The organism is Bradyrhizobium sp. T-1 (genome assembly GCF_053592855.1).
Genome location: NZ_CM132115.1, coordinates 7,945,344 through 7,966,630, shown reverse-complemented (window position 1 = coordinate 7,966,630; position 21,287 = coordinate 7,945,344). Strand labels below are relative to the sequence as shown.

Here is a 21,287-nt window from a genome sequence, read left to right as displayed (position 1 = left end):
ATGAGTTCTCTCCGCCCTTTTGGCCTGTCGACACGGCTGGTCGCGCCCGCAGCGGCGGTGCTGCTGGTGCTGACGCCCATGCTGCAGGTCCCCGCTCGCGCTCAAGCCGCGCAGGCGACGCCTGCTCCGCAGCAATCCGCTAATCCCGCACCGGCATCACCGTCCCAGACGACCGTGGCCGCGACCGGCCAGTCGACCACCGACCAGCGCGGTCTCACCTCGCGCGCCATCGACAAGGTGAAGCAGGTCGCGAAATCCGCCGGCGACATTTTCAGCCGCGTGCCTTGCCTGTCGCCGAAGGGCGTCTCGAAGACCATGGGCTCGCTGCCGCATGTCGCGAACAAGCTCGTCGCCGGCAAGCCTGTCGTGATCGTCGCGTTCGGCTCGTCGTCGACCGCGGGTTACGGTGCGAGCTCGCCCGATTTCAATTATCCGAACCGTCTCGCCGCGCAGTTGCGCCGGCAATACCCGACCGCCGACATCACCGTCATCAATGCCGGCGTCGGTGGCGAGGACGCGCCCGAGATGATGACGCGCCTCCAGAAGGAGGTGATCGATGTGCATCCGGATCTCGTGATCTGGCAGGTCGGCACCAACGCCGTGCTGCGCAACCTCGATCCCGGCGATACCGCCAAGATGGTCGAGGACGGCGTCACCCGCATCCAGACGGCCGGCGATGCCGACGTCGTGCTGGTCGACCCGCAATATTCGCCGCGCGTCACCGAGCGTCCCGAAAGTGCGGGCAAGATGGTGAAGCTGCTCGGCAAGGTCGCCGAGCTCCGTCACGTCGGCATCTTTCCGCGCTTCGAGGTGATGCGCGAGTGGCACGAGAAGCAGGCGCTGCCGGTCGAGAGCTTCGTCATCGCCGACGGCCTGCACATGAACGATTGGGGCTATGCCTGCTTCGCCCAGTTGCTCGGCGACGACATCATCCGCTCGGTGGGGCAGATCAAGCTAGGGGTGAACGTGCCGGCGGACGTGCGGACGTACCGGCCGATGTAAGGGAAGCGAGTAGGGAGTGGCGGGTAGCGAATGGGGATCGATCCATTCGCCACTCGCTATTCACCCCGTTACGCCTTCTCCAGCGCCGCCGTCAGATCCTCGATCAGATCATCCGCGTGCTCGAGCCCGGCCGAGTAGCGGATGAATCCTTCGCCAATGCCGAGTTCGGCGCGCACTTCCGGCTTCAGCCGCTGATGCGTCGTGGTCGCCGGATGTGTCACCAGGCTCTTGGCATCGCCGAGATTGTTCGAGATCTTGGCAAGCTTCAGCTCGTTGAGCACGCGGAACGCCGCGGCCTTGCCGCCCTTGACCTCGAAGCCAACCAGGGTCGAGCCGCCGCGCATCTGCTTCTTGACCAGCGCCGCCTGCGGATGATCCTCGCGTCCGGGATAGACCAGCCGCGCAATCTTCGGATGGCTCGCCAGCACGTCGGCGATGCGCGCCGCAGTGTCGGTCTGCGCGCGTACGCGCACGCCGAGCGTTTCCAGGCCCTTGAGCAGGACCCAGGCGTTGAACGGCGAGATCGACGGGCCGGTCTGGCGCATGAAATTGTGAATGTGCTCGGCGATGAAGGCTTCCGAGGACAGGATGATGCCGCCGAGACAGCGGCCCTGGCCGTCGATGTGCTTGGTCGCGGAGTAGACGACGACGTCGGCCCCTAACGCGAGCGGGCTTTGCCAGATCGGCGTCGCGAACACGTTGTCGACGACGAGCCGCGCGCCGCCGCTGTGGGCGATCTCGGCAATGCCGGGAATGTCGAGCACGTCGAGCGTCGGATTGGTCGGGCTCTCCAGGAAGAACGTCTTGGTGTTGGGCTTCAGCGCACGCTGCCATTCATCGAGATTGGCGCCGTCGACCAGCGTGGTCTCGATGCCGTAGCGCGGCAGCAGGTCCTGAATGACATAGAGACACGAGCCGAACAGCGCCCGCGAGGCCACGACGTGGTCACCAGCCTTGAGCGGCGCCAGGATCGCAGTCGTCACGGCGGCCATGCCCGTTGCGGCCGAGCGCGCGGCCTCTGCCCCTTCGAGCTCGATCATGCGGCGCTCGAACATCGCGATCGTGGGGTTGGAGTAGCGCGAATAGATGAAGCCGGGGTCCTCGCCCTTGAACCGCGCCTCGCACTCCTCGGCGCTGTTGTAGACGTAGCCCTGGGTCAGGAACAGCGCCTCCGACGTCTCGCCATATTGCGAGCGCAGGGTGCCGGAATGGACCAGGCGGGTTTCGGGACGGTAAGTAGCAGGCGACTTCGACATAGGACCCTCCGAGATGACCGTCTCGTCGAAAACGGTCACAAAAAAACCGGCCTGGATATCTCCACGGGCCGGGATCACAGAGGTCCCCGGCCTGTTTAGCGACTTATTTAACGTGGCTGCAAGCCGGCCGGCTCAAATCACCACGGGATAAGTGATGCTCATATTCCGCAATGCCCTTTCCGTCAAGGCGTCCATCGGATAGCCGTAAAAGACTAGTATTTCCCGCAAGTCCGGATGTACTTGACCCCTGATGAGGACCCACGGTTGACGTTCACGGTTGCCGCCGACGCCAATGGTATCCTGCCCGACCGCATGATCGCGGCGATGGCGGAAGCAGGCCTCATCCTGCCCGCATACGATTTCGTCGAAAGCCAGATCCAGCCGGCGAGCCTCGATCTCCGCCTCGGCGACATCGCGTATCGCGTGCGCGCGAGCTTCCTGCCCGGCCCCGGTGCCACCGTCGCCGAGCGCATCGACCAGTTGAAGCTGCACGAGTTCAGTCTCGCCGACGGCGCGGTGCTGGAGACCAACTGCGTCTACATCGTGCCGCTGCTGGAAAGCCTGGCGCTGCCGCCGGAGATCGTCGCGGCAGCCAATCCGAAAAGTTCGACCGGCCGGCTCGACGTTTTCACCCGCGTGATCGCCGACGGCACCCGCCGCTTCGACATGATCGGCGCCGGTTATCACGGCCCGCTTTACGCCGAGATCAGCCCGAAGACGTTTCCAGTCCTGGTGCGCGAAGGCTCGCGCCTGTCGCAGGTGCGCTTCCGCACCGGTGACGCCATCCTCAATGCCGATGCGCTCGATGCACTCCACGCCACCGAGCGTCTCGTCGACATCGACGATGCCGATCTCACCGGCGGCGTCGCCGTCTCCGTCGATCTCTCCGGCGAGAAGGGCACCGGCTTCGTCGGCTACCGCGCCAAGCGCCACACCGGCGTGGTCGATGTCGACCGTCGCTCCGGCTATGCCGTGGAAGATTTCTGGGAGCCGATCTCGGCGCGTCCCGACGGCAGCCTGATCCTCGATCCCGGTGAGTTCTACATCCTCGCCTCCAAGGAGGCGGTGCAGGTCCCGCCGGATTACGCCGCGGAGATGGTGCCGTTCGATCCCTTGGTCGGCGAATTCCGCGTGCACTATGCCGGATTCTTCGATCCCGGCTTCGGCTATGCCGGTGCGGGCGGGCAAGGCGCGCGCGCCGTGCTGGAAGTGCGCTCGCGCGAGGTGCCGTTCATCCTCGAGCACGGCCAGATCGTCGGCCGTCTCGTCTACGAGAAGATGCTGGCGCGCCCCGACGCGATGTACGGCCAGCGTATCGGTTCCAACTACCAGGCGCAGGGCCTGAAGCTGAGCAAGCACTTCCGGGTGTAGCTGCACACTCCACTGTCATGCCCTGGCAAGTCGGGCGACGACACCGAATGTGTGTCAGGATGTGCAAAATCCGGCGACATGCGAGGTGGTGCCATGACCGATCAATCTCAGCTCGACGCAAACATCCTTGACGACGTCGCCGACGCGCTGATCTATTCGGATCGGTCAGGTACGATCATGCGCTGGAATCGTGCGTCCACCGCGCTGTTCGGTTTTGCGACAGACGAAGCGCTCGGCCAGAATCTCGATCTGATCATCCCGGAGCATCTGCGCGCCGCGCACTGGAAGGGCTTTGAGGCCGCCCTTGCCAGCGGAGCGATGAAGCTTGCGGGCCGGCCGACGCTGACCCGCGCGCTGCACAAGAGTGGACGCAAGCTCTACATCGAAATGACCTTCGCGCTGGTGCGTGATGCCGGCGGCAATGTGCAGGGATCGGTCGCCATGGCGCGCGACGTCACCGAGCGCATTGAGCGCGAGCGCGCCGCCAAGGCTCCGCAAAAATAAGGCCAGGCAAACTTCGTGATGCGGAATTGGCGCGCTGTCGTGCAAGGCGTTCTGCGGGCGCGTCATGTTGCCTGCTGCCTGCCGCAGTGACACACTCGATCAATACAACGATCGGGAGCGATCATGACCGCCGCAGCAGACGCCGCGCAGGAAGCGCAATGGAAACGCTGGCGCGTGGTCGCCGACCTCTACCACGCTTACTTCACCGGCCTCATCCTCACGGTGGTCACGCGGCGCGGTACGGCAGAGGCCGCCGAGTTCGTCTTCCGCGTGTTCCGCCGCCAGCAGCAGGAGCGTTTCCTGCCGGGGCTCAAGAAGCTCGGGATTGATCATCTGCCGCCGGCGGTAGCGGCCGCGCAATATCACTACCTCTCCAACTGGATCGGCGGCGTGCACGTCGAATACATGTATGAGAGCGACACCAAAGCCTGGATCCGCTACCCGCCGCCGCGCTGGATCTGGAAAGGCCCGGCGATCTGCGGCGTGCCGGGCGAGGTCAGCCGCGCGATGCTGCGCGGTTGGCACGCCAACAACGGTGTCGCGCTCGGCGATCTCAGGCTGGGCTTCGTCTGCACCAAGCAGAGCGTCGATGGTCAGGACGGGCTCGAAGGCTACTACCACCAATACGACCATCCACTGGAGCTGGACCAGCGTCTCGCCTATGCGCGCCATCTCGACGCGCCTTTATTCGACGCGAAGAGAGCACCGGCGCTTCCCGTCGCAAGCTGGCCGAAGTCTCGGCTGGAAAAGGCCTATCGCAACTACGCGATGGAATATGTTCGCACGGCAGCGCCGGTGATGGTGCAGCTGTTCGGGCCGGAAGATGCCGGCTATCTCCTGCACATCACCGGCAAGCTGATCGGCATGCAATTCTTCGATGAGATTGCGGAGCCGCTGGCAATGCGCCGCGGCGGTGCGAAGGAGTTCGCATCCTTCCTCAACGCCCTGTTCGCCGCGCAGGATGATGCGGCCGATACCGCGCAATCCGAAGGCAGCTTCGAAATCCGCCAGCAGAGCTGGAAGCTGATGGATGACGTCGCCGATTATCACCGCGCCTGCGCCAAGGTGCTGGAAGGTTTGCTCGAGGGACTGGCGGCAGGATGCGGCCGGCATATCAATGTGCACTTGCGCCCGACGGCAGGCGGCCACCCGCCGCTGGTCTGGACGATTGGGTAGACGACCGTGTTTCCGCGGGCTTCACCTCGCCCCGCAAGCGGGGCGAGGGAGAAGAACCAATTCCACCTACTGAAATGCGCTGCCGCAGGGCACGCCTGCACCCGACGCAGGAGGAATCGGCCGCCGCCGTGCTAACAAGTGCATACCGCGCCTTTCGCGCGAGTGAATTCATTAGCGCACCTAAGCATTGCCGCGCCACAAGTGGCGCTTATGCCGGAGACGAAATGACGGACATCGCCGAGATCCCGGTCGATGAGCAGGAACGTCCGCTGCCGCCCTCTCGGCGCCCCGCGCGGAGCGCGCTGACCGACGGGCCGATCCTGCGCACGCTGCTCGGGCTCGCCTGGCCGAATGTGGTCGCACTGTCGGCCGGCACCTGCGTGGTGATCGCAGAGACCTCCTATATCGGCCGTCTCGGCGTCGAAGCGCTGGCCGCGATGGCGCTGGTGTTTCCGACAGTGATCCTGACCATGACGATGTCGGGCGGCGCCATGGGCGGTGCCGTGGCGTCCGCCATCGCACGTGCGCTCGGGGCCGGCGATCGCGAGCGCGCCGGCACACTGGCTGCACATGCGCTGCTGATCGGCATCAGCTTCGGTCTCGTGTTCATGCTGGGCATGCTGATCTTCGGGCCCCAGGTGCTCACGATGCTCGGCGGCCGCGGCGACGTGCTGACCCATGCGATCGCCTACACGCAGGTGTTTTTCGGTGGTGCCGTGCTGCCCTGGCTGCTCAACACCATGGCCGGGGTGCTGCGCGGCACCGGCAACATGAAGCTGCCGTCGCTTTTGATCCTCAACTCCGCGGTCTGGCAGATCGTGCTCGGCGGCATGCTCGGCCTCGGGCTCGGGCCCTTCCCGCAACTCGGCATGCGTGGGGTCGCCGCCGGCGCGCTGACCGCCTACTCCATGAACATCTGCGTGATGGGCTGGTACCTGTTTTCCGGCCGCGCGCGCGTGGTGCCAAAATTGCGAGGCTTGCGTATCCAATGGGCGATGTTCTTCGACATCCTGAAGGTCGGCGCCATCGCATGCTTCTCGCCACTGCAATCGGTGCTGACGATCTCGATCTTCACCCACATGCTGGCGAAGTTCGGCACGGCGATCCTCGCCGGCTACGGTATCGGCGCGCGGCTCGAATTCTTGCTGACCTCGATCGCGTTCTCGTTCGGCATCGCGTCGGTGCCGATGATCGGTATGGCGGTCGGTGCCGGTCGCATCTCCCGCGCGCGGCGCATCGCCTGGACCGCAGGCGCGAGCGCCTTCGTCGCCGTAGGTACGCCGGCCTGCCTCGTCGCGCTGTTCCCCGACCTCTGGGTCAACATCTTTACGGACAGTGCCACGGTGCGTGCAACCAGTCATCAATATCTGTCGACGGTGGCGCCGTTCTACGCGTTCATCGGCCTTGCCTCGACGATGTACTTCTCGTCGCAAGGGGCAGCCAAGGTGATCGGGCCGGTGCTGGCGCAGACCGCGCGGCTGATCTACATCGCGACCTGCGGCTGGTGGCTGTCGACGCATGACGCTACGGCGCAGAATTTCTTCTGGCTCGCCGCAAGCTCGATGGTCGTGCTCGGCCTGCTCTCATCCTCCAGCGTGGTGCTGACCCGCTGGGGACCGCGTGAAGCCAAGCCGGCGGTGCGCCCCGCCCTGTCGGTTGTGGACTAGCGATGTCTGTGGCGGCGATGGCCTCCGCCGCCGACATTGGCGAGCCGCATCAATTGCGGGATCATCGCCATCATGTCGCCGCCGCCGGCGCCGCCGAGCATGCTCATGATATCGCCGCCCATGCCGCCGATCCCGGTCGGGATGGTGCCGCCGCCCATCGGCGCATAGCCGCCGTAATTGGGCGCGCCGAAGCCGGCCATGCCGCCGCCACCCGTTATGCCGCCGAGTCCGCCGCCGCCATTCTCCATCATGCGGCTCATCATCGGGCCCATGGTTTGCATCATCATGGCGAAGCGGCGCTTGCCCATCTTCGCCTTCATCATTTCCAGCATCGGCGCCATCTGGGTCATCATGTCCTCGCCGCCGGCACCACCGCCGCCGAGGAACTGCGCCTTGGCCGGCGCGCCCGAAATTGAAAGCAGCAGCAGCACGGCGGCTGCCTGGCAGATCACCTTGTCCGCACCTCTCATGGCATGCTCCTCGCGTGCGTGGCGCCGCCGGGAGAGCGAGGCCAACAGGACGCACGCGATCATGGGTACGGCCGATGAGAGCAGGGCTCTGTGAGAAAGATCACGTACCTTTCGGCGGAAACGCCTTGTGCATGGCGATCACGGCGGCCTTGGTCTGCTCCTGCACGTAGGCAGCAAGCTCGTTCGGAAGCATGTCGATGATCCAGACCAGGCGGCATGTCGTCTCACTCTCGGCAATCACCTGCGCCGAGGCGCTGTAATGCTTCAGCCGCTCGCTGTTGATCGCATAGACCAGCCGCCGCCGCGCATCGTCGCAGTCGATCAGCACCTCGCGCGCCACCGAGCCGTTGGCGAAAGTGACGATGCGAGCGTCGCCATCGAGCTGGCAAGCGGTGACAAAGCCCGGCACGAGCCGCTGATGCAGCGCGCCGAAATCACGCACGGCATCCCAGACCTCGCGGGCCGGGGCGGGGAGGGCAACGTCGTTGTGGATAGAGGCCATTGAGTTTCCATTCTGCTGGAGTCATTCCGGGGCGCGCGAAGCGCGAACCCGGAATCTCGAGATTCCGGGTTTGGTGCTACGCACCATCCCGGAATGACGGCGCGTGCAGCGGGCGTCGTCGCAGCTCACATACAAACCGCCTCGACATTGTTGCCATCAGGATCGATCAAAAACGCCGCATAGTAAGTCGGGCTGTAATCCTTGCGCGGCCCCGCTCCGCCATTGTCACGGCCGCCGCTCTTCAGGCCTTCGCTGTGAAACGCCTTCACCGCAGCATGGTCCTTGGCGCGAAATGCGATGTGTGCGCCGTCGGCCTTGCGGCCCTTGTTCAGGTGCAGCCAGAGTGCCGGCTCGCCCTTCGGCCCGAAGCCGGCATAAGCGTCGCCGCTCGAGCACAGGACGTAGCCGAGCGGTGCCAGCACCGCGGTGTAGAAACGCATGGCGGCGTCAAGGTCGGCAACGCGCAGTCCGATGTGGTCATACATGGTCGTCTCCATTGCAAAGCGCGCCGTATGGTGGCGCGCGCCGGAGACGACCCTAGTCAGTTGAGGGCGGGCTGCTCTTGGAGAATCTTGCGCTTCCCCTTCGATGCCTGCCGGAACTTGGTCGGTGACATGCCGGCGGCGCGGTGGAAGGTGCGGACGAAGTTGGAGAGGTCGCCGAAGCCGACGTCATAGGCGATGTCGGTGACCGCGATGTCGTCGTCCGTGAGCAGCCGCGCCGCGTGGCGCAGCCGCGAACGCACCAGATATTGATGCGGGGTGACGCCGAGCACGTTGGAGAACAGCCGCAGAAAATGGAACGGACTCAAATCCGCCAGGCGCGCGGCCTGTTCGAAGTCGATCTCGGCCTGCGAGTTGTCGTCGATCCACAGCGCCGCCTCGACTGCGCGGCGGCGGTCGCGCGCCGTCGGCGTGGCCCGTTTGCGCGGCTTGCCCGTGACCACATCGACAAAACGGCCGGCGAGGATCTGACCGACCTCGTCGAGGCCGAGGTCGCTGTTGCCATCTGCTGCCGTCTGGGCGAGCTCGCCCAGCACCATCAGCTCGGGCAGCGGCGGCGTCGCGCCGATTTGCCACGTCTCGCGCCGTCCGCCGAGCGCCTCGACCAGATCCTCGCTGAAGAAGAACGACAGGCAGACGTCGCCGCAGACATGCTCATGCGTGCAGGTGTACTCGTCGCCGGGCGCGCCGACCAGCAGCGAGCCCGCCACCAGCTCGAAGAAGCCGGCGCGGCAATGGCAGCCAAAGCTCCCCGCGCGAACATAGGCAATGGAATGACCGGTGCGGCACTCGGCAAATGGTTTGTCGTCCGGTCCCGCGTCACAGCGAAACTCGGACACCGTCATCGTCCGTGACGTCAGCAGCGTGGTCGCATCCATGCCACCTATCTAGGTAGGTGACCGCGGCGGGGCAACGGGCAGGAGCACCTCGAACAGCGTCTTGCTGGCGATCGGGTGGACGCCTTCGAGCGACAAGAGACGTCGCTTTGAGATCATCCCGCCGTAAGCCGAGATCCGGTCGGGATAGCCGCCGGCCTCCAGCACCCGGTGGCAGGGCACGATGATCATGTAGGGATTTCGACAGATCGCCTGCGCCACCGAATGCGCGGCGCCGGAGGCGCCCAGCGCCTTGGCGATCTCGTGATAGGTGCGCGTCTCCCCGCGCGGGATGGTGCAGGCATATTCGTAGACCCGCCGGTTGAAGGCAGGTACGTCGCTGGCATCGAGGCTGACGTCGGAAAAATCAGGATCGCTGCCTTGCAGCAAGGTGACGATGCCCTCGATCGCCAGCTCGGTGTTGAGCGGCGGCGCCTGCTCGCGCGCCTCGGGCTGGACTTGGAAAATCCGGCGGCGCGTATCGATCTCCCGCGCCTCCGGCAATTACACGGCGACCACGCCGGAATTGCTCCAGACGATGCCGCAACGGCCTATAGCCGTGTCGAAAACCGCGTAAGCCCGCCCCACCATACACACGCCCCACTCAGTGCAGGTCTCTCCCCAGAGCCCAGATCATAACACTGCCACAATCCGGCGCACCCGGAATCTTGCCAGGACGTTAACAACCGTTCGGCCGGACGCGCCAAACCGCTTGGCGCCGGACGCCGTCTCGGCTAATCAGGACAGGCGCGGAGCACGCGCATAAGCGGGCGTAGTTCAATGGTAGAACGGCAGCTTCCCAAGCTGCATACGAGGGTTCGATTCCCTTCGCCCGCTCCAACCTCCTGGGACACCAAATGGCCGACAAGGACGAGAGCACGCGTTTGGTCGCCATTGCCTGTGATCACGGAGGCTTTGCCCTCAAGGAAGCCCTGAAAGCCGCGCTGCCCGATCTGGCATGGCTGGATCTGGGCACTGACGGCGCCGCGTCCGTCGACTATCCCGACTTCGCCGACAAGCTGGCCGACGCCATCAAAAACGGCAAGGCCGGGCGCGGCATTCTGATCTGCGGGTCGGGCATCGGCATTTCGATCGCCGCCAACCGTCATGCGCACATCCGTTGCGCGCTCGTGCACGATGTCACCGGCGCGCGGCTGTGCCGCCAGCATAATGACGCTAACGTCTTGGCGTTGGGCGGACGGATGACCGGCGAAGCGGTGGCAAAGGACTGCGTCGAAGCGTTCCTGGGCACGGCATTCGAAGGCGGCCGCCATCAGAAGCGGATCGACAAGCTGGGCTCCTGAGAGGGCCGACCAGCACGACGATCTAATCGGGGCCGAACGATAGCGGAGCGACATTGAGGCTGATGCCGGTGGTCGTGAGGATCCGCTGCGTCGGTCCGCTCATGCCATCGCCTCCCGGTGCATTGTCGTTTGGCGCATTCTTCACGGTGCTAACAGCCGTGCAAAGATTCCAATATATTAGCACCTCGCTCCCGGCACGCATCGTTCCTCCGGCCTAAGCTCCTCCGGTCCGGCGGATGCGGTCCATGCGTCGGGCAGGTTCGGATCAGAGGCCATCGACCAGCAAACATGGACCAGCAAAAACTCGACAGGGCGATCGGTCGCCGATTGAAGATTCTGAGGACGCAGGCCGGCATGACCTTGAACGAACTCGCCAGCCGCTCCGGCGTCAGCCGGGCCATGATCGGACGGGTGGAGCGGGCGCAGAGCAGTGCCACGGCGGCGCTGCTCAACAAGCTCTGCGCCGCGCTCGATGTCTCGCTCAGCGACATCGTCGCACTCTCGGAGAAGCCGCCGGAGCGGTTGACGCGGCTTGCCGACCAGCCGCAATGGCGCGACCCCGACAGCGGCTACCGGCGCCGCCATGCCTCGCCGGTCGATGCGGCGAGCGGCATCGAGATCATCGTCGTCGACCTGCCGGCCGGGTCGCGCGTGCCCTACAGCCCCTGGGGTCGCAACGCCTTCACCCAACAACTCCTGATGCTGGAGGGAGCGGTCTGCGTGCATATCGACGCCAAGACGGTGCGCCTGCGCGAGGGCGATTGTCTCGACTTCGACGTCATGCGCGCGGTGACCTTCGAGAACGAAACCAAACAGGATGCCCGCTACGTCATCATCACGCGGCGCGGCACCTCTTACGGGAAGATGTGATGTCGCTGATCGTACGTGACGCAACGCTCGAAGATGCCGAGGACATCCTCGCCATCTACAATTATGCCGCGATCAACACCACGGCAGTGTGGACCGACGGCCCGGCCGATCTCGCTTCGCGGCGCGAATGGATCCGCGCGCGGCAGGAGGCCGGCTATCCCGTTCTGGTCGCAATGAAGGGCAGGGACGTCGTCGGCTTCGCCTCGTTCGGCGATTTCCGCCCGTTTCCCGGCTATCGCCACACGGTGGAGAATTCGGTCTATGTCGATGAGCGGCATCATCGGCTCGGCATCGGCCGCAGCCTGCTGGCCGCGCTGCTCGAACGCGCCAAGGCGCTGAACAAGCATGCGATGATCGCCGGGATCGAGGCGCTCAATGCCGGCTCGATCGGCCTGCACGCCTCGTTCGGCTTTACCGAGGTCGCGCGCATGCCGGAGGTCGGCTGCAAGTTCGGCCGCTGGCTCGATCTCGTCTTCATGCAGAAGCAGCTTGCGAGTGACGTGAGGCCCTGATGATGCAGATCCGTACCGGCGACACATTCGATCCGCGCGTCGTCGCGCTGCTCGATCACCACGTCACGGCGGCGCGGGCGCAGACCGCCCCGGGCAGCGCGCACGCGCTCGATCTCGCCGGCCTTCGCGCCAGCGACGTCGCGTTCTGGACCGGCTGGGACGGCGACACGCTGGTTGCAACCGGGGCGCTGAAGACGCTCTCGGTTGACCACGGCGAGGTGAAGTCGATGCACACGCTCCAGACCACGCGCCGCCGCGGCTTTGGTGGCCTGATGCTCCGTCACATCATCGCCGAGGCACGCCGGCGCGACATCAAGCGGCTGAGCCTCGAGACCGGCTCGTGGGACTATTTCAAGCCGGCGCATGCGCTCTATCGTGCCCACGGCTTCGTGCCCTGCGGCCCGTTTCAGGGCTATGTCGAGGACCGCAACAGCCTATTCCTGACGCTCGATCTCGGCGGCTAGCGCCGGATCAGATGCAGCGGGTGCTCAAAAATGCCGTCGCAACCCTCAAAATGAGTTGCGTACCTCAAAACGCCTCTGCTAGCCTTCAGGCATGGCCGAAGACACCGTTTCCGCCGCGCTGACGCTGAAGGACATCGCCCGCGAGGCCGGTGTCAGCCTCGCCACGGTCGACCGTGTCCTGCACAACCGCCCCGGTGTGCGGCCGGACACGGTCCGGCGCGTCCAGGAGACGATCGCGCGCAATTCCTTCCAGCCGCATGTGGCGGCCGCCGAGCTCGCCCGCGGCCGCGCCCGCCGCTTCGCCTTCGTGATGCCGTTGGGGTCGAATCCCTTCATGCAGCAGATCCAGGCCTATCTCAGCGAGATGTCGGCGTGGCTCTCCGCCCGCCGCCTTTCGATCGAGATGGTCATCACCGACGTGTTCGACCCGTCCGTGCTGGCGGCCTCGCTGGAGGAGCTCGCCGGCGGCAATTATGATGGCGTCGCCGTCGTCGCGCTCGACCATCCGAGCGTGCGTGCCGCCATCAACGATCTCGTCGATGCCGGCGGCAAGGTGGTGACGCTGGTCTCGGACGTGCCGTCGTCGCGCCGCCACCATTATGTCGGCATCGACAACATCGCCGCCGGCCGCACTGCCGGCGCTCTGATCGGTCGTCTTGTCCGCCCGGGATATGGCTCAAGTCCGGGGAAGATCGCGATCATCGCGGGCTCGCAGAGCCTGCGCGACCATGCCGAGCGCATTTTTGGCTTCAATCAGGTGATGGCGTCGGAGTTTTCGCATCTCGACATCCTGCCTCTGCTCGAGGGGCGCGACGAGGACGATCGCTCCGAGCAGCTGATATCGCAGCTGCTCGGCGAGCATCCTGACATCATCGGTCTCTACAATGTCGGCGCCGGCACGCAAGGCGTGGCCAAGGCCCTGACCGAGGCCGGTCGCGACAAGCAGATCGTGTTCATCGCCCACGATCTCACGGCGATGACGCGAAAACTGCTGCTGCAGGGCACGCTGGATGTCGCGATCTCGCAGAACCCGGGCCATGAGGCGCGCGCCGCCGTGCGCGTGCTGCTGTCGCTTGCGCGTAACGAGCCGATCTTGAGTGAACAGGAGAAGATTCGCATCGATATCTTGATGCGGGACAATCTGCCGTAGCAGCGGCGCAAAAGGAGGACGGTCCGCGAAACAGGCGACGGAGATCGCCAGCCGGGCCAGCAAGGGAGGACGAATTGTATCTCGGACTGGATATCGGCACGTCCGGTGTGAAGGCGGTGCTCGTGAACGAAGCCGGCGCGGTTATCGCGACGGCGGCGCGCGAGCTTGCGCTGTCGCATCCCGCGCCGCTGTGGTCCGAGCAGGATCCCGACGCCTGGGTCGATGCATCGATCGGCGCAGTCGACGATCTCGCCGCCGCTCATCCGCGTAATGTTGCCGGCGTGCGCGGCATCGGACTGTCGGGCCAGATGCATGGCGCGACGCTGCTCGATGCGGACGGCCGCCCGTTGCGGCCCGCGATCCTCTGGAACGATGGCCGTTCGCATGCCGAATGCGTCGAGCTCGAGCGCCGCTGTCCCTCGCTGCACGCCATCGCCGGCAATCTGGCGATGCCCGGCTTCACCGCGCCGAAGCTGCTCTGGGTCGCGCGGCATGAACCCGATATTTTCAAGCGCGTAGCAAAGGTACTGCTGCCGAAAGCCTATGTGCGCTATCGCCTCACCGGCGAGATGGCCGAAGACATGTCGGACGCCGCCGGCACGCTGTGGCTCGACGTCGGCCGGCGCAGCTGGTCGGCAGAACTGCTGCATGCCACCGGCCTCGACCTGCATCACATGCCGCGGCTCGTCGAAGGCAGCGCGGTGAGCGCCGTGCTCGCCCCCGAATTCGCGCAGCGCTGGGGTATGGCGAAGGACGTCGTGATCGCCGGCGGCGCCGGTGATAACGCCGCGAGCGCGGTCGGGCTCGGCGCGATCGCACCCGGCGATGCCTTCCTGTCGCTCGGCACCTCCGGCGTGGTATTCCGCGTCACCGACCGCTTTGCACCGGCGCCGGCTTCGGCGGTGCATGCGTTCTGCCATGCGCTGCCGGGTCTCTGGCACCAGATGGGCGTGATGCTGTCGGCGGCGGCCTCGCTCGCCTGGCTCGCGGGCGTGATGGAGGTGCCCGCCGCGACGCTGCTGGCGTCGCTCGGCGAGCACGTCGACGGACCGAGCCCGGTCAAGTTCCTGCCCTATCTCGACGGCGAGCGCACGCCGCACAACGACGCAACGGCGAGCGGCGCCTTCGTCGGCTTGCGCGGTGCGACCAGCCGCAGCCAGATCGTCCAGGCCGTGCTCGAAGGCGTCGCCTTTGCCGCGCGCGACAATCTCGCGGCGCTGAGCGCGGCGAGCGGGCCGATTGCCGAGCTCGATCTCGTCGGCGGCGGCTCGCGCTCGCCACTTTGGGCGCAGATCTGCGCCGATGTGCTCGGCATTGTCGTGCACCGTGTCGAGGAGGGCGAGGTCGGTGCGGCGCTCGGCGCCGCGCGGCTCGGCCGGCTTGCGGCCACCGGCGAAGATCCGGCGCAAGTGTGCACCCGTCCGCGACGGCTCGCCAGTTTCATGCCCCGCGCATCCGCCGCGCCCGCCTATGACGAGGCCTATCGCAGCTGGCGCAATCTTTATCCCGCATTGAAGGAGTCTACTTAAGTGAACGCGTCAGCCAAATTCTTCGATGCAAGCGCACCCGTCGCCTTTGCCGGCAAGGATGTTGGAAATGGACTCGCCTTCCGCTGGTACGACAAGGACCGCATGGTTCACGGCCGCAGACTGGAAGATCACTTACGCTTTGCGGTCTGCTACTGGCATTCCCTGTGCTGGCCGGGCGGCGATCCCTTCGGCGGCGAGACGTTCATGCGGCCCTGGCACCACGGCTCCGATCCGATGGCGATGGCGCGCGCCAAGGCCGATGTCGCCTTCGAGCTGTTCCGCCTGCTGGATGTGCCCTTCTTCACCTTCCACGATGTCGACGCCGCGCCGGAAGGCGCTTCGCTCAGCGAGTCCGTCGCCAATCTCAACGCAATCGCCGATGTCTTCGAAGCCAAGATGGCATCAGCCAAGGTCCGCCTGCTCTGGGGGACCGCAAACCTGTTCACGCATCGCCGCTACATGGCGGGCGCTGCGACCAATCCGGATCCTGAAATCTTCACCTATGCTGCCGGCCAGGTCCGTGCCGCCTTGGAGGTGACGCATCGGCTCGGTGGTCAGAACTATGTGCTCTGGGGCGGCCGCGAGGGCTATGAGACTCTGCTCAACACCGATCTCAAGCGCGAGCTCGACCAGCTCGGCCGCTTCGTGTCGCTGGTGGTCGAGCACAAGCACAAGATCGGCTTCAAGGGTCCGATCCTGATCGAGCCGAAGCCGAAAGAGCCGACCAAGCATCAATATGATTTCGACGTCGCCACCTGCTACGGCTTCCTCGCGCGCTACGATCTGCTCAAGGACGTCAAGCTCAACATCGAGCAGAACCACGCTATCCTCGCCGGCCATTCCTTCCATCACGAGGTCGCGCTCGCGGAGGCGCTCGGTGTGTTCGGCTCGCTCGACATCAACCGCGGCGACGATCTGCTCGGCTGGGACACCGACCAGTTCGCGATGAATGTGGGCGAGCTGGCGCTGGTGTTCCACGAGATCCTGAACCGCGGCGGCTTCACCTCGGGCGGGCTCAATTTCGACGCAAAGATCCGCCGCCAGTCGATCGATCCGGATGACCTCATCCATGCCCATGTCGGCTCGATGGATGCCTGCGCGCGGGCGTTCCTCGCTGCGGCCGACATGCTCGATGCCGGTGCCCTCACGACGCCGCTGGCTTCGCGCTACGAGGGATGGGCCGGGCCTGAGGGCCGGGCCATTCTCGCCGGCCAGCGTTCGCTTGCCGATCTCGCCGATCGCGCGCAGGATCCGGGCTTCGACCCGCAGCCGCGCTCGGGACGGCAGGAATACCTGGAATCGCTGGTCAACCGCTACCTCTGAGGTCGATGATGACAAGTGCTGCAACACCGGTTCTAGAGCTCTCCGGCATCGGCAAGGAGTTCGGCGCCATCCGCGCGCTGCACGACGTCGATCTGCATGTGCGTCCGGGCGAAGTGGTCGGCCTGATGGGTGACAACGGCGCCGGCAAGTCGACGCTGGTCAAGATCATCGCCGGCAATTTCCGTCCCACCCACGGCGAAATCCGCTTCGACGGCAACGCGGTCCATTTCTACCGTCCGATCGATGCCCGCGCGGTCGGCATCGAGGTCGTCTACCAGGATCTCGCGCTCGCCGACAATCTGACGGCGGCTGCGAACGTCTTTCTCGGCCGCGAGCTCAAGCGCAAATTCGGACCCGTTGCGCTGCTCGATCACAAGGCGATGGCGTCACGCGCGCTGGAATTGTTCGGCGAGCTGCGCTCGGAGACCCGGCCGCATGATCTGGTCAAGCAGATGTCCGGCGGCCAGCGCCAGGCCGTGGCGATCGCCCGCACGCGACTGTCCAACGCCAAGCTCGTGATGATGGACGAGCCGACGGCCGCGATTTCCGTACGCCAGGTGGAGCAGGTGCTCGGCCTGATCCACCGGCTGAAGGAGCAGGGTGTTGCCGTGATGCTGATCTCCCACCGTATGCCCGACGTATTCGCGGTATGCGACCGCGTGATCGTCATGCGCCGCGGCGAGAAGCGGGCCGACAAGCCGATCCACGAGACGTCCCCCGAGGAAGTCACCGCCCTGATCACCGGCGCGAAGGAGGCGGCGTGATGTCCGTACCCATGGAAAACCCGATCTCTTTCACCAATGTCGGTCGCACCAAATGGTGGCATCGCGGCATCTTTGCCTCGCAGACCGGTTACGTCCTGCTGGCGCTTGTGGTGCTGATGATCGTGATGCGTTTTGCCAGCCCCTATTTCTTCACCGAAGGCAACATGCAGAACGTGGCGAAGAACTTTTCTTTCATCGCCATCGCCACGCTCGGAATCACGTTCGTCATCATCACCGGCGGCATTGATCTCTCCGTCGGCTCGATGATGTGTTTTTCCGCGATGATCACCTCCATGGTCATGGTGGAACTGTCGGCGCCGGGATCGTCCTTCGTCCATCTGGCCGCCGATGGCAAGACGGCCGTCGCCAACGTGCCCGGATTGATCCTGCTGATCTCGGTGCTCGCAGGCCTGTTCGTCGCGTTCATCGTCGGGATGATCAACGGCTTCTGCATCGCGGTGCTCGGGCTGTCGCCCTTCGTCACCACGCTCGGCATGCTCTCGATCGTGCGCGGGCTCGCTTATGTGGTCTCGAACGGCCGTGGCAGCTTTCCAGGCGGGCCCGATGCCGATCTGTTCTACGCGTTGACCTCGGGTGATGTGCTCGGCGTTCCCGCGCCCTTCATCTATCTGGTGATCCTCGCGGTTGTGATGGCGGTCGTGCTGCATCACACCAGCTTCGGCCGCCACGTCTTCGCGCTTGGCGGTAATGAGAAGGCGGCGGAATTGACCGGTATCCCGGTCGTGCGCGTGAAGATCGAGGTCTATGTGATCTGCGCGCTCGCCGCAGGCCTGCAAGGCATCATCATCTCGGGCTGGCTGGGATCCGCGCCCGCGAATATGGCGACGTCCTACGAGCTCAACGTCATTGCCGCCGCGGTCATCGGCGGCGCCAACCTCGCCGGCGGCCTCGGTGGTCCCCTGGGCGCCATCGTCGGCTGCGTGCTGCTGGAGGTGATCCGCAACGGCCTCGTGCTCGCGCAGGTCAATTCCTACTGGCAGCAGACGCTGGTGGGCGTGATCATCATCCTTGCCGTGCTGGTCGATCGCATCCGCTCGCGCATGACCTGACGAGTTACTCCGGAAGGACAACGAAAGATCGTCTATCCGCCTGCCGGAGCATCACATCACAAATGGATAGGCAACAAAGTGTGGAGGGAATGGTATGAAGAAGCTTCTGTTGGCCGGCGTGACCATCGCGATGATGGCGACCCCGGCATTTGCCCAGACCTACAAGTTCGCCGTCGTTCCCAAGGCGATGAACAATCCGTTCTTCGACGTGGCGCGTGACGGCTGCATGAAGCGCGCCAAGGAGCTCGGCAACGTCGAGTGCATCTACAAGGGGCCGATCGAGCACGAACCGGCGACGCAGGCGCAGATCATCCAGGACTTCATCACCCAGAAGGTGGATGGGCTTGCGATCTCGGTTGCCGACGTCGCGTCCATGACCAAGTCGATTGAGGCTGCGACCGCGGCCGGCATCCCGGTGATCACGTTTGACGCGGACGCGCCGGGCTCCAAGCGGCAAGCCTATATCGGCACCAACAACAAGGACTTCGGCGTCGCGCTCGGCAAGCAATTGCTGCAGCTCCGGCCCGAGGGCGGCAAGTACGCCATGGTCTCCGGTGGTCCGGGTGCGAAGAACCTCGCCGAACGCGTCGATGGCGTTCGCGAAGCACTCAAGGGCTCGAAGTGGGTCGAGGTCCAGGGCTCGCCGACCTTCTGCAACGACGATTCCACGCTTGCGGTCCAGCAAATGACGGATCTGCGTACCGCGACGCCGGATCTCGCCGCGATCGTGCCGGTCGGCGGCTGGCCGATGTTCGCGCCGGAGGGCTTCAAGGCCTTCGTCAACAAGAACAAGAAGGACATCGACAGCGGCAAGCTGACGCTCGTCGTCGCCGATACGCTGAAGATGCAGCTCGAGTTGCTGCGCGACGGCTACTCCAACGCGCTCACCGGCCAGCGCCCGTTCGAAATGGGTGAGAAGTCGATGGACACGTTGCTGGCCATCAAGAAGGGCCAGAAGGTTCCGGAAACCATCTACACCGGTCTCGATCTGGTGACGAAGGACAACGTTGCTCAGCTCCTGAAGTAGGGCCATCAAGCAGGAACGTCTGCCAGCCCCGACGTTCCTGCGCTACACTCCCTCCTCCGCCCGCGGGGGAGGGAGTGCTGCTTTTGGAAGGAGCTTACAATGAAGCGTACCCGGCTTGCTGACGGTCTCGATGTCACGTCGATTGGCCTTGGTTCGGCGCCACTCGGCGGACTGTTCTCGGCGGTCAGCGATGCGGATGCGGAAGCGACACTCGCGGCCGGTTGGTCGGCCGGCATCCGCTTCTACGATACCGCGCCGCTTTACGGCTTTGGACTGGCGGAACAACGACTGGGTGCCTTCCTGCGGCAACAGAAGCGCGACTCCTATGCGATCTCGACCAAGGTCGGCCGACTGCTGCGCGCGCCCGGTGGCGCGACGGTCGAGGATGATCATTACAAGGACGCGCCTGCGTTGCGGCCGCAATTCGATTTCAGCTATGACGGGGTGATGCGATCGGTCGAAGAGAGCCTCGACCGCCTCGGGCTCGACCGCGTCGATGTTCTGCTCGTGCATGATCCCGATGATCACTATGACGACGCCGTCAGCGGCGCTTTCCGCGCGCTGATGCGACTGCGCGACGACGGCACCGTGAAGGCGATCGGCTCCGGCATGAACCAGTCCGAGATGCTGACGCGTTTCGCCGAAGCCGTACCGGTCGACTGCTTCCTGCTCGCCGGCCGTTACACGCTGCTCGACCAGGGCGCGCTCGAAGCGTTGTTTCCGGTCTGCGCTGCCAGGAACATCGGCATCCTGCTCGGCGGCATCTACAACAGTGGCATTCTGGCCAATCCGCATGCGGGCGCGAAGTTCAACTATGAGGACGCCGACGCTGCGCTCGTTGCGCGCGCGCTCGCGCTCGATGAGCTCTGCCGCAAGCATGGCACCGAGCTGAAGGCCGCCGCGCTCCAGTTCTGCATGGCCCATCCGGCCGTGACGGTGGCCGTGATGGGTGCCCGCAACGCCGCCGAGGTCGCCGACAACATCGCGATGTCCAAGCGCGCGGTACCGCAAGCCTTCTGGCAGGAGCTGCGCGCTAAAAACCTCGTCGACGCGCGAGCGCCGCTGCCAGGCGGAGCGTGAGACATGGTGATCGACGCTCACCAGCATTTCTGGGATCCCGCGCGCGCTGACTATCCGTGGATGGCGGCGCCCGAGCTCGCGCCGATCCGTCGTGCCTTCGGCCCTGCCGATCTGGCGCCGCTGTTGAAAGCGAATGGCATCGATGCCAGCATCGTGGTGCAATGCCGCTCCTCGGTCGCGGAGACTGAGGAGTTCTTGCGGATCGCGCACGCCACGCCCTCCGTCATCGGTGTCGTCGGCTGGGCCGATCTGACTGATGCATCGCTCGGTAACACGCTCGGTCGCCTGCGGGCGCTGCCCGGCGGCGCCAAGCTGGTCGGCATCCGCCACCAGGTCCACGATGAGGCCGATGCCGACTGGCTGTTGCGCGCCGATGTTCAGCGGGGACTGGCAACGCTGTTCGCCCATGATCTCACCTACGACTTCCTCGTCCGCACCCGCGAGCTCCCCGCTGCGATCGCAACCGCAAAAGCCTTTCCGCAAGCCCGCTTCGTGCTCGACCACGCCGCAAAGCCGCCGATCGCCGAGGGCGGCTGCGCCGAATGGTCCGATCGCATCGCAGCGCTCGCGGCTTGTGGCAATGTCTGGTGCAAGGTCTCAGGGCTCGCGACGGAGGCGAAATGGAGCGATTGGGACGCCGAGCGGCTGTTTCCGTTCGTTGCGCATGTCGCGAAGTGCTTTGGCGATGATCGCATGATCTTCGGCTCGGATTGGCCGGTGTGCCTGCTGGCGGGCAGCTATGGCGAGATCAAGAGCGCGCTTGAGGCGTGCCTGGCGAAGTTAGGTACGACCGTGCGCGCGAAGGCATTTGGGGTGAATGCGAAGGCTGCGTATCGGCTGGCAGATTAAGCCGAGCGCGCGCCTAACA

Annotated in this window: 22 protein-coding genes, 1 tRNA gene, 1 pseudogene and 1 riboswitch; of the genes and pseudogenes, 18 read left to right on the top strand and 6 right to left on the bottom strand. The window is 65.2% G+C overall.

Annotated features, from left to right (window positions below; translation table 11 throughout):
* Positions 1–1,002, top strand: a complete 1,002-nt coding sequence (locus tag ACWAT4_RS38080) for an SGNH/GDSL hydrolase family protein (protein ID WP_212302845.1) — start codon at positions 1–3, stop codon at positions 1,000–1,002.
* Positions 1,003–1,070: 68 nt separating this feature from the next.
* On the opposite strand, the gene ACWAT4_RS38075 is transcribed toward ACWAT4_RS38080, so the two are convergent.
* A complete protein-coding gene (locus ACWAT4_RS38075) occupies positions 1,071–2,258 on the bottom strand; it encodes an O-succinylhomoserine sulfhydrylase (RefSeq protein WP_212302843.1) in 1,188 nt (395 codons plus the stop codon).
* Between the two features lie 74 nt (positions 2,259–2,332).
* A riboswitch (SAM riboswitch) is annotated at positions 2,333–2,412 on the bottom strand.
* A gap of 80 nt (positions 2,413–2,492) precedes the next feature.
* On the opposite strand from ACWAT4_RS38075, the gene ACWAT4_RS38070 reads away from it, so the two are divergent.
* The 4 genes from ACWAT4_RS38070 (at position 2,493) to ACWAT4_RS38055 (ending at position 6,976) form a co-directional block, all read left to right on the top strand.
* A complete protein-coding gene (locus tag ACWAT4_RS38070; RefSeq protein ID WP_433995276.1) occupies positions 2,493–3,629 on the top strand; it encodes a 2'-deoxycytidine 5'-triphosphate deaminase in 1,137 nt (378 codons plus the stop codon).
* 93 nt (positions 3,630–3,722) lie between these two features.
* On the top strand, positions 3,723–4,133 hold the full coding sequence (locus ACWAT4_RS38065) for a PAS domain-containing protein (protein ID WP_212302839.1): 411 nt from the start codon (positions 3,723–3,725) through the stop codon (positions 4,131–4,133).
* Between the two features lie 123 nt (positions 4,134–4,256).
* Positions 4,257–5,309 carry a hypothetical protein gene (locus ACWAT4_RS38060; protein WP_212302837.1) on the top strand — a complete coding sequence of 351 codons (1,053 nt, stop codon included), beginning with the start codon at positions 4,257–4,259 and terminating at the stop codon, positions 5,307–5,309.
* A 224-nt stretch (positions 5,310–5,533) separates the two neighbouring features.
* Entirely contained in the window at positions 5,534–6,976 is a 1,443-nt protein-coding gene (locus ACWAT4_RS38055; RefSeq protein WP_449729462.1) for an MATE family efflux transporter, read from the top strand.
* On the opposite strand, the gene ACWAT4_RS38050 is transcribed toward ACWAT4_RS38055, so the two are convergent.
* The 5 genes and pseudogenes from ACWAT4_RS38050 to ACWAT4_RS38030 all read right to left on the bottom strand — a co-directional run bounded on the left by ACWAT4_RS38050 (position 6,973) and on the right by ACWAT4_RS38030 (position 9,917).
* On the bottom strand, positions 6,973–7,446 hold the full coding sequence (locus ACWAT4_RS38050) for a hypothetical protein (RefSeq protein ID WP_449729461.1): 474 nt from the start codon (positions 7,444–7,446) through the stop codon (positions 6,973–6,975). The two genes, ACWAT4_RS38055 and ACWAT4_RS38050, sit on opposite strands and share 4 nt — an antisense overlap.
* Positions 7,447–7,546: 100 nt before the next feature.
* On the bottom strand, positions 7,547–7,948 hold the full coding sequence (locus ACWAT4_RS38045) for an SRPBCC family protein (RefSeq protein WP_212424410.1): 402 nt from the start codon (positions 7,946–7,948) through the stop codon (positions 7,547–7,549).
* 125 nt (positions 7,949–8,073) lie between these two features.
* Positions 8,074–8,433, bottom strand: coding sequence for a VOC family protein (locus ACWAT4_RS38040; protein ID WP_449729460.1), 360 nt, complete (start codon positions 8,431–8,433; stop codon positions 8,074–8,076).
* Positions 8,434–8,489: 56 nt separating this feature from the next.
* Positions 8,490–9,329, bottom strand: coding sequence for a helix-turn-helix transcriptional regulator (locus ACWAT4_RS38035; RefSeq protein ID WP_212302830.1), 840 nt, complete (start codon positions 9,327–9,329; stop codon positions 8,490–8,492).
* 9 nt (positions 9,330–9,338) lie between these two features.
* Positions 9,339–9,917 (bottom strand): annotated as a pseudogene (locus ACWAT4_RS38030) (methylated-DNA--[protein]-cysteine S-methyltransferase).
* Positions 9,918–10,092: 175 nt separating this feature from the next.
* Here ACWAT4_RS38030 and ACWAT4_RS38025 point away from each other — a divergent pair.
* From ACWAT4_RS38025 to ACWAT4_RS37965, 13 genes are all read left to right on the top strand, one after another.
* Positions 10,093–10,166: transfer RNA gene (locus tag ACWAT4_RS38025), tRNA-Gly, on the top strand.
* 17 nt (positions 10,167–10,183) lie between these two features.
* Entirely contained in the window at positions 10,184–10,630 is a 447-nt protein-coding gene (gene rpiB / locus ACWAT4_RS38020; RefSeq protein WP_449729459.1) for a ribose 5-phosphate isomerase B, read from the top strand.
* Positions 10,631–10,918: 288 nt separating this feature from the next.
* Positions 10,919–11,500 carry a helix-turn-helix domain-containing protein gene (locus tag ACWAT4_RS38015; protein WP_212302826.1) on the top strand — a complete coding sequence of 194 codons (582 nt, stop codon included), beginning with the start codon at positions 10,919–10,921 and terminating at the stop codon, positions 11,498–11,500.
* Positions 11,500–12,012 carry a GNAT family N-acetyltransferase gene (locus tag ACWAT4_RS38010; protein WP_212424415.1) on the top strand — a complete coding sequence of 171 codons (513 nt, stop codon included), beginning with the start codon at positions 11,500–11,502 and terminating at the stop codon, positions 12,010–12,012. The genes ACWAT4_RS38015 and ACWAT4_RS38010 overlap by 1 nt, the downstream gene beginning before the upstream one ends.
* 2 nt (positions 12,013–12,014) lie before the next feature.
* A complete protein-coding gene (locus ACWAT4_RS38005; protein WP_212302905.1) occupies positions 12,015–12,476 on the top strand; it encodes a GNAT family N-acetyltransferase in 462 nt (153 codons plus the stop codon).
* Between the two features lie 91 nt (positions 12,477–12,567).
* Positions 12,568–13,626, top strand: a complete 1,059-nt coding sequence (locus ACWAT4_RS38000; protein WP_212302823.1) for a LacI family DNA-binding transcriptional regulator — start codon at positions 12,568–12,570, stop codon at positions 13,624–13,626.
* Positions 13,627–13,700: 74 nt separating this feature from the next.
* Complete coding sequence (gene xylB, locus ACWAT4_RS37995; protein ID WP_212424416.1) at positions 13,701–15,155, top strand: xylulokinase; 1,455 nt, start codon at positions 13,701–13,703, stop codon at positions 15,153–15,155.
* Positions 15,156–16,478: a xylose isomerase gene (gene xylA / locus ACWAT4_RS37990; RefSeq protein ID WP_212424417.1), complete on the top strand. Its 1,323-nt coding sequence runs from the start codon at positions 15,156–15,158 to the stop codon at positions 16,476–16,478.
* Positions 16,479–16,483: 5 nt separating this feature from the next.
* A complete protein-coding gene (locus ACWAT4_RS37985; RefSeq protein WP_212302818.1) occupies positions 16,484–17,242 on the top strand; it encodes an ATP-binding cassette domain-containing protein in 759 nt (252 codons plus the stop codon).
* A complete protein-coding gene (locus tag ACWAT4_RS37980) occupies positions 17,242–18,312 on the top strand; it encodes an ABC transporter permease (protein WP_212302816.1) in 1,071 nt (356 codons plus the stop codon). Before ACWAT4_RS37985 ends, ACWAT4_RS37980 begins: the two co-directional genes overlap by 1 nt.
* A 94-nt stretch (positions 18,313–18,406) precedes the next feature.
* Entirely contained in the window at positions 18,407–19,339 is a 933-nt protein-coding gene (locus ACWAT4_RS37975; protein ID WP_212302814.1) for a sugar-binding protein, read from the top strand.
* A gap of 99 nt (positions 19,340–19,438) precedes the next feature.
* Entirely contained in the window at positions 19,439–20,419 is a 981-nt protein-coding gene (locus ACWAT4_RS37970; protein WP_212302813.1) for an aldo/keto reductase, read from the top strand.
* A 3-nt stretch (positions 20,420–20,422) separates the two neighbouring features.
* On the top strand, positions 20,423–21,268 hold the full coding sequence (locus ACWAT4_RS37965) for an amidohydrolase family protein (RefSeq protein WP_449729458.1): 846 nt from the start codon (positions 20,423–20,425) through the stop codon (positions 21,266–21,268).
* Positions 21,269–21,287: the final 19 nt, after the last annotated feature.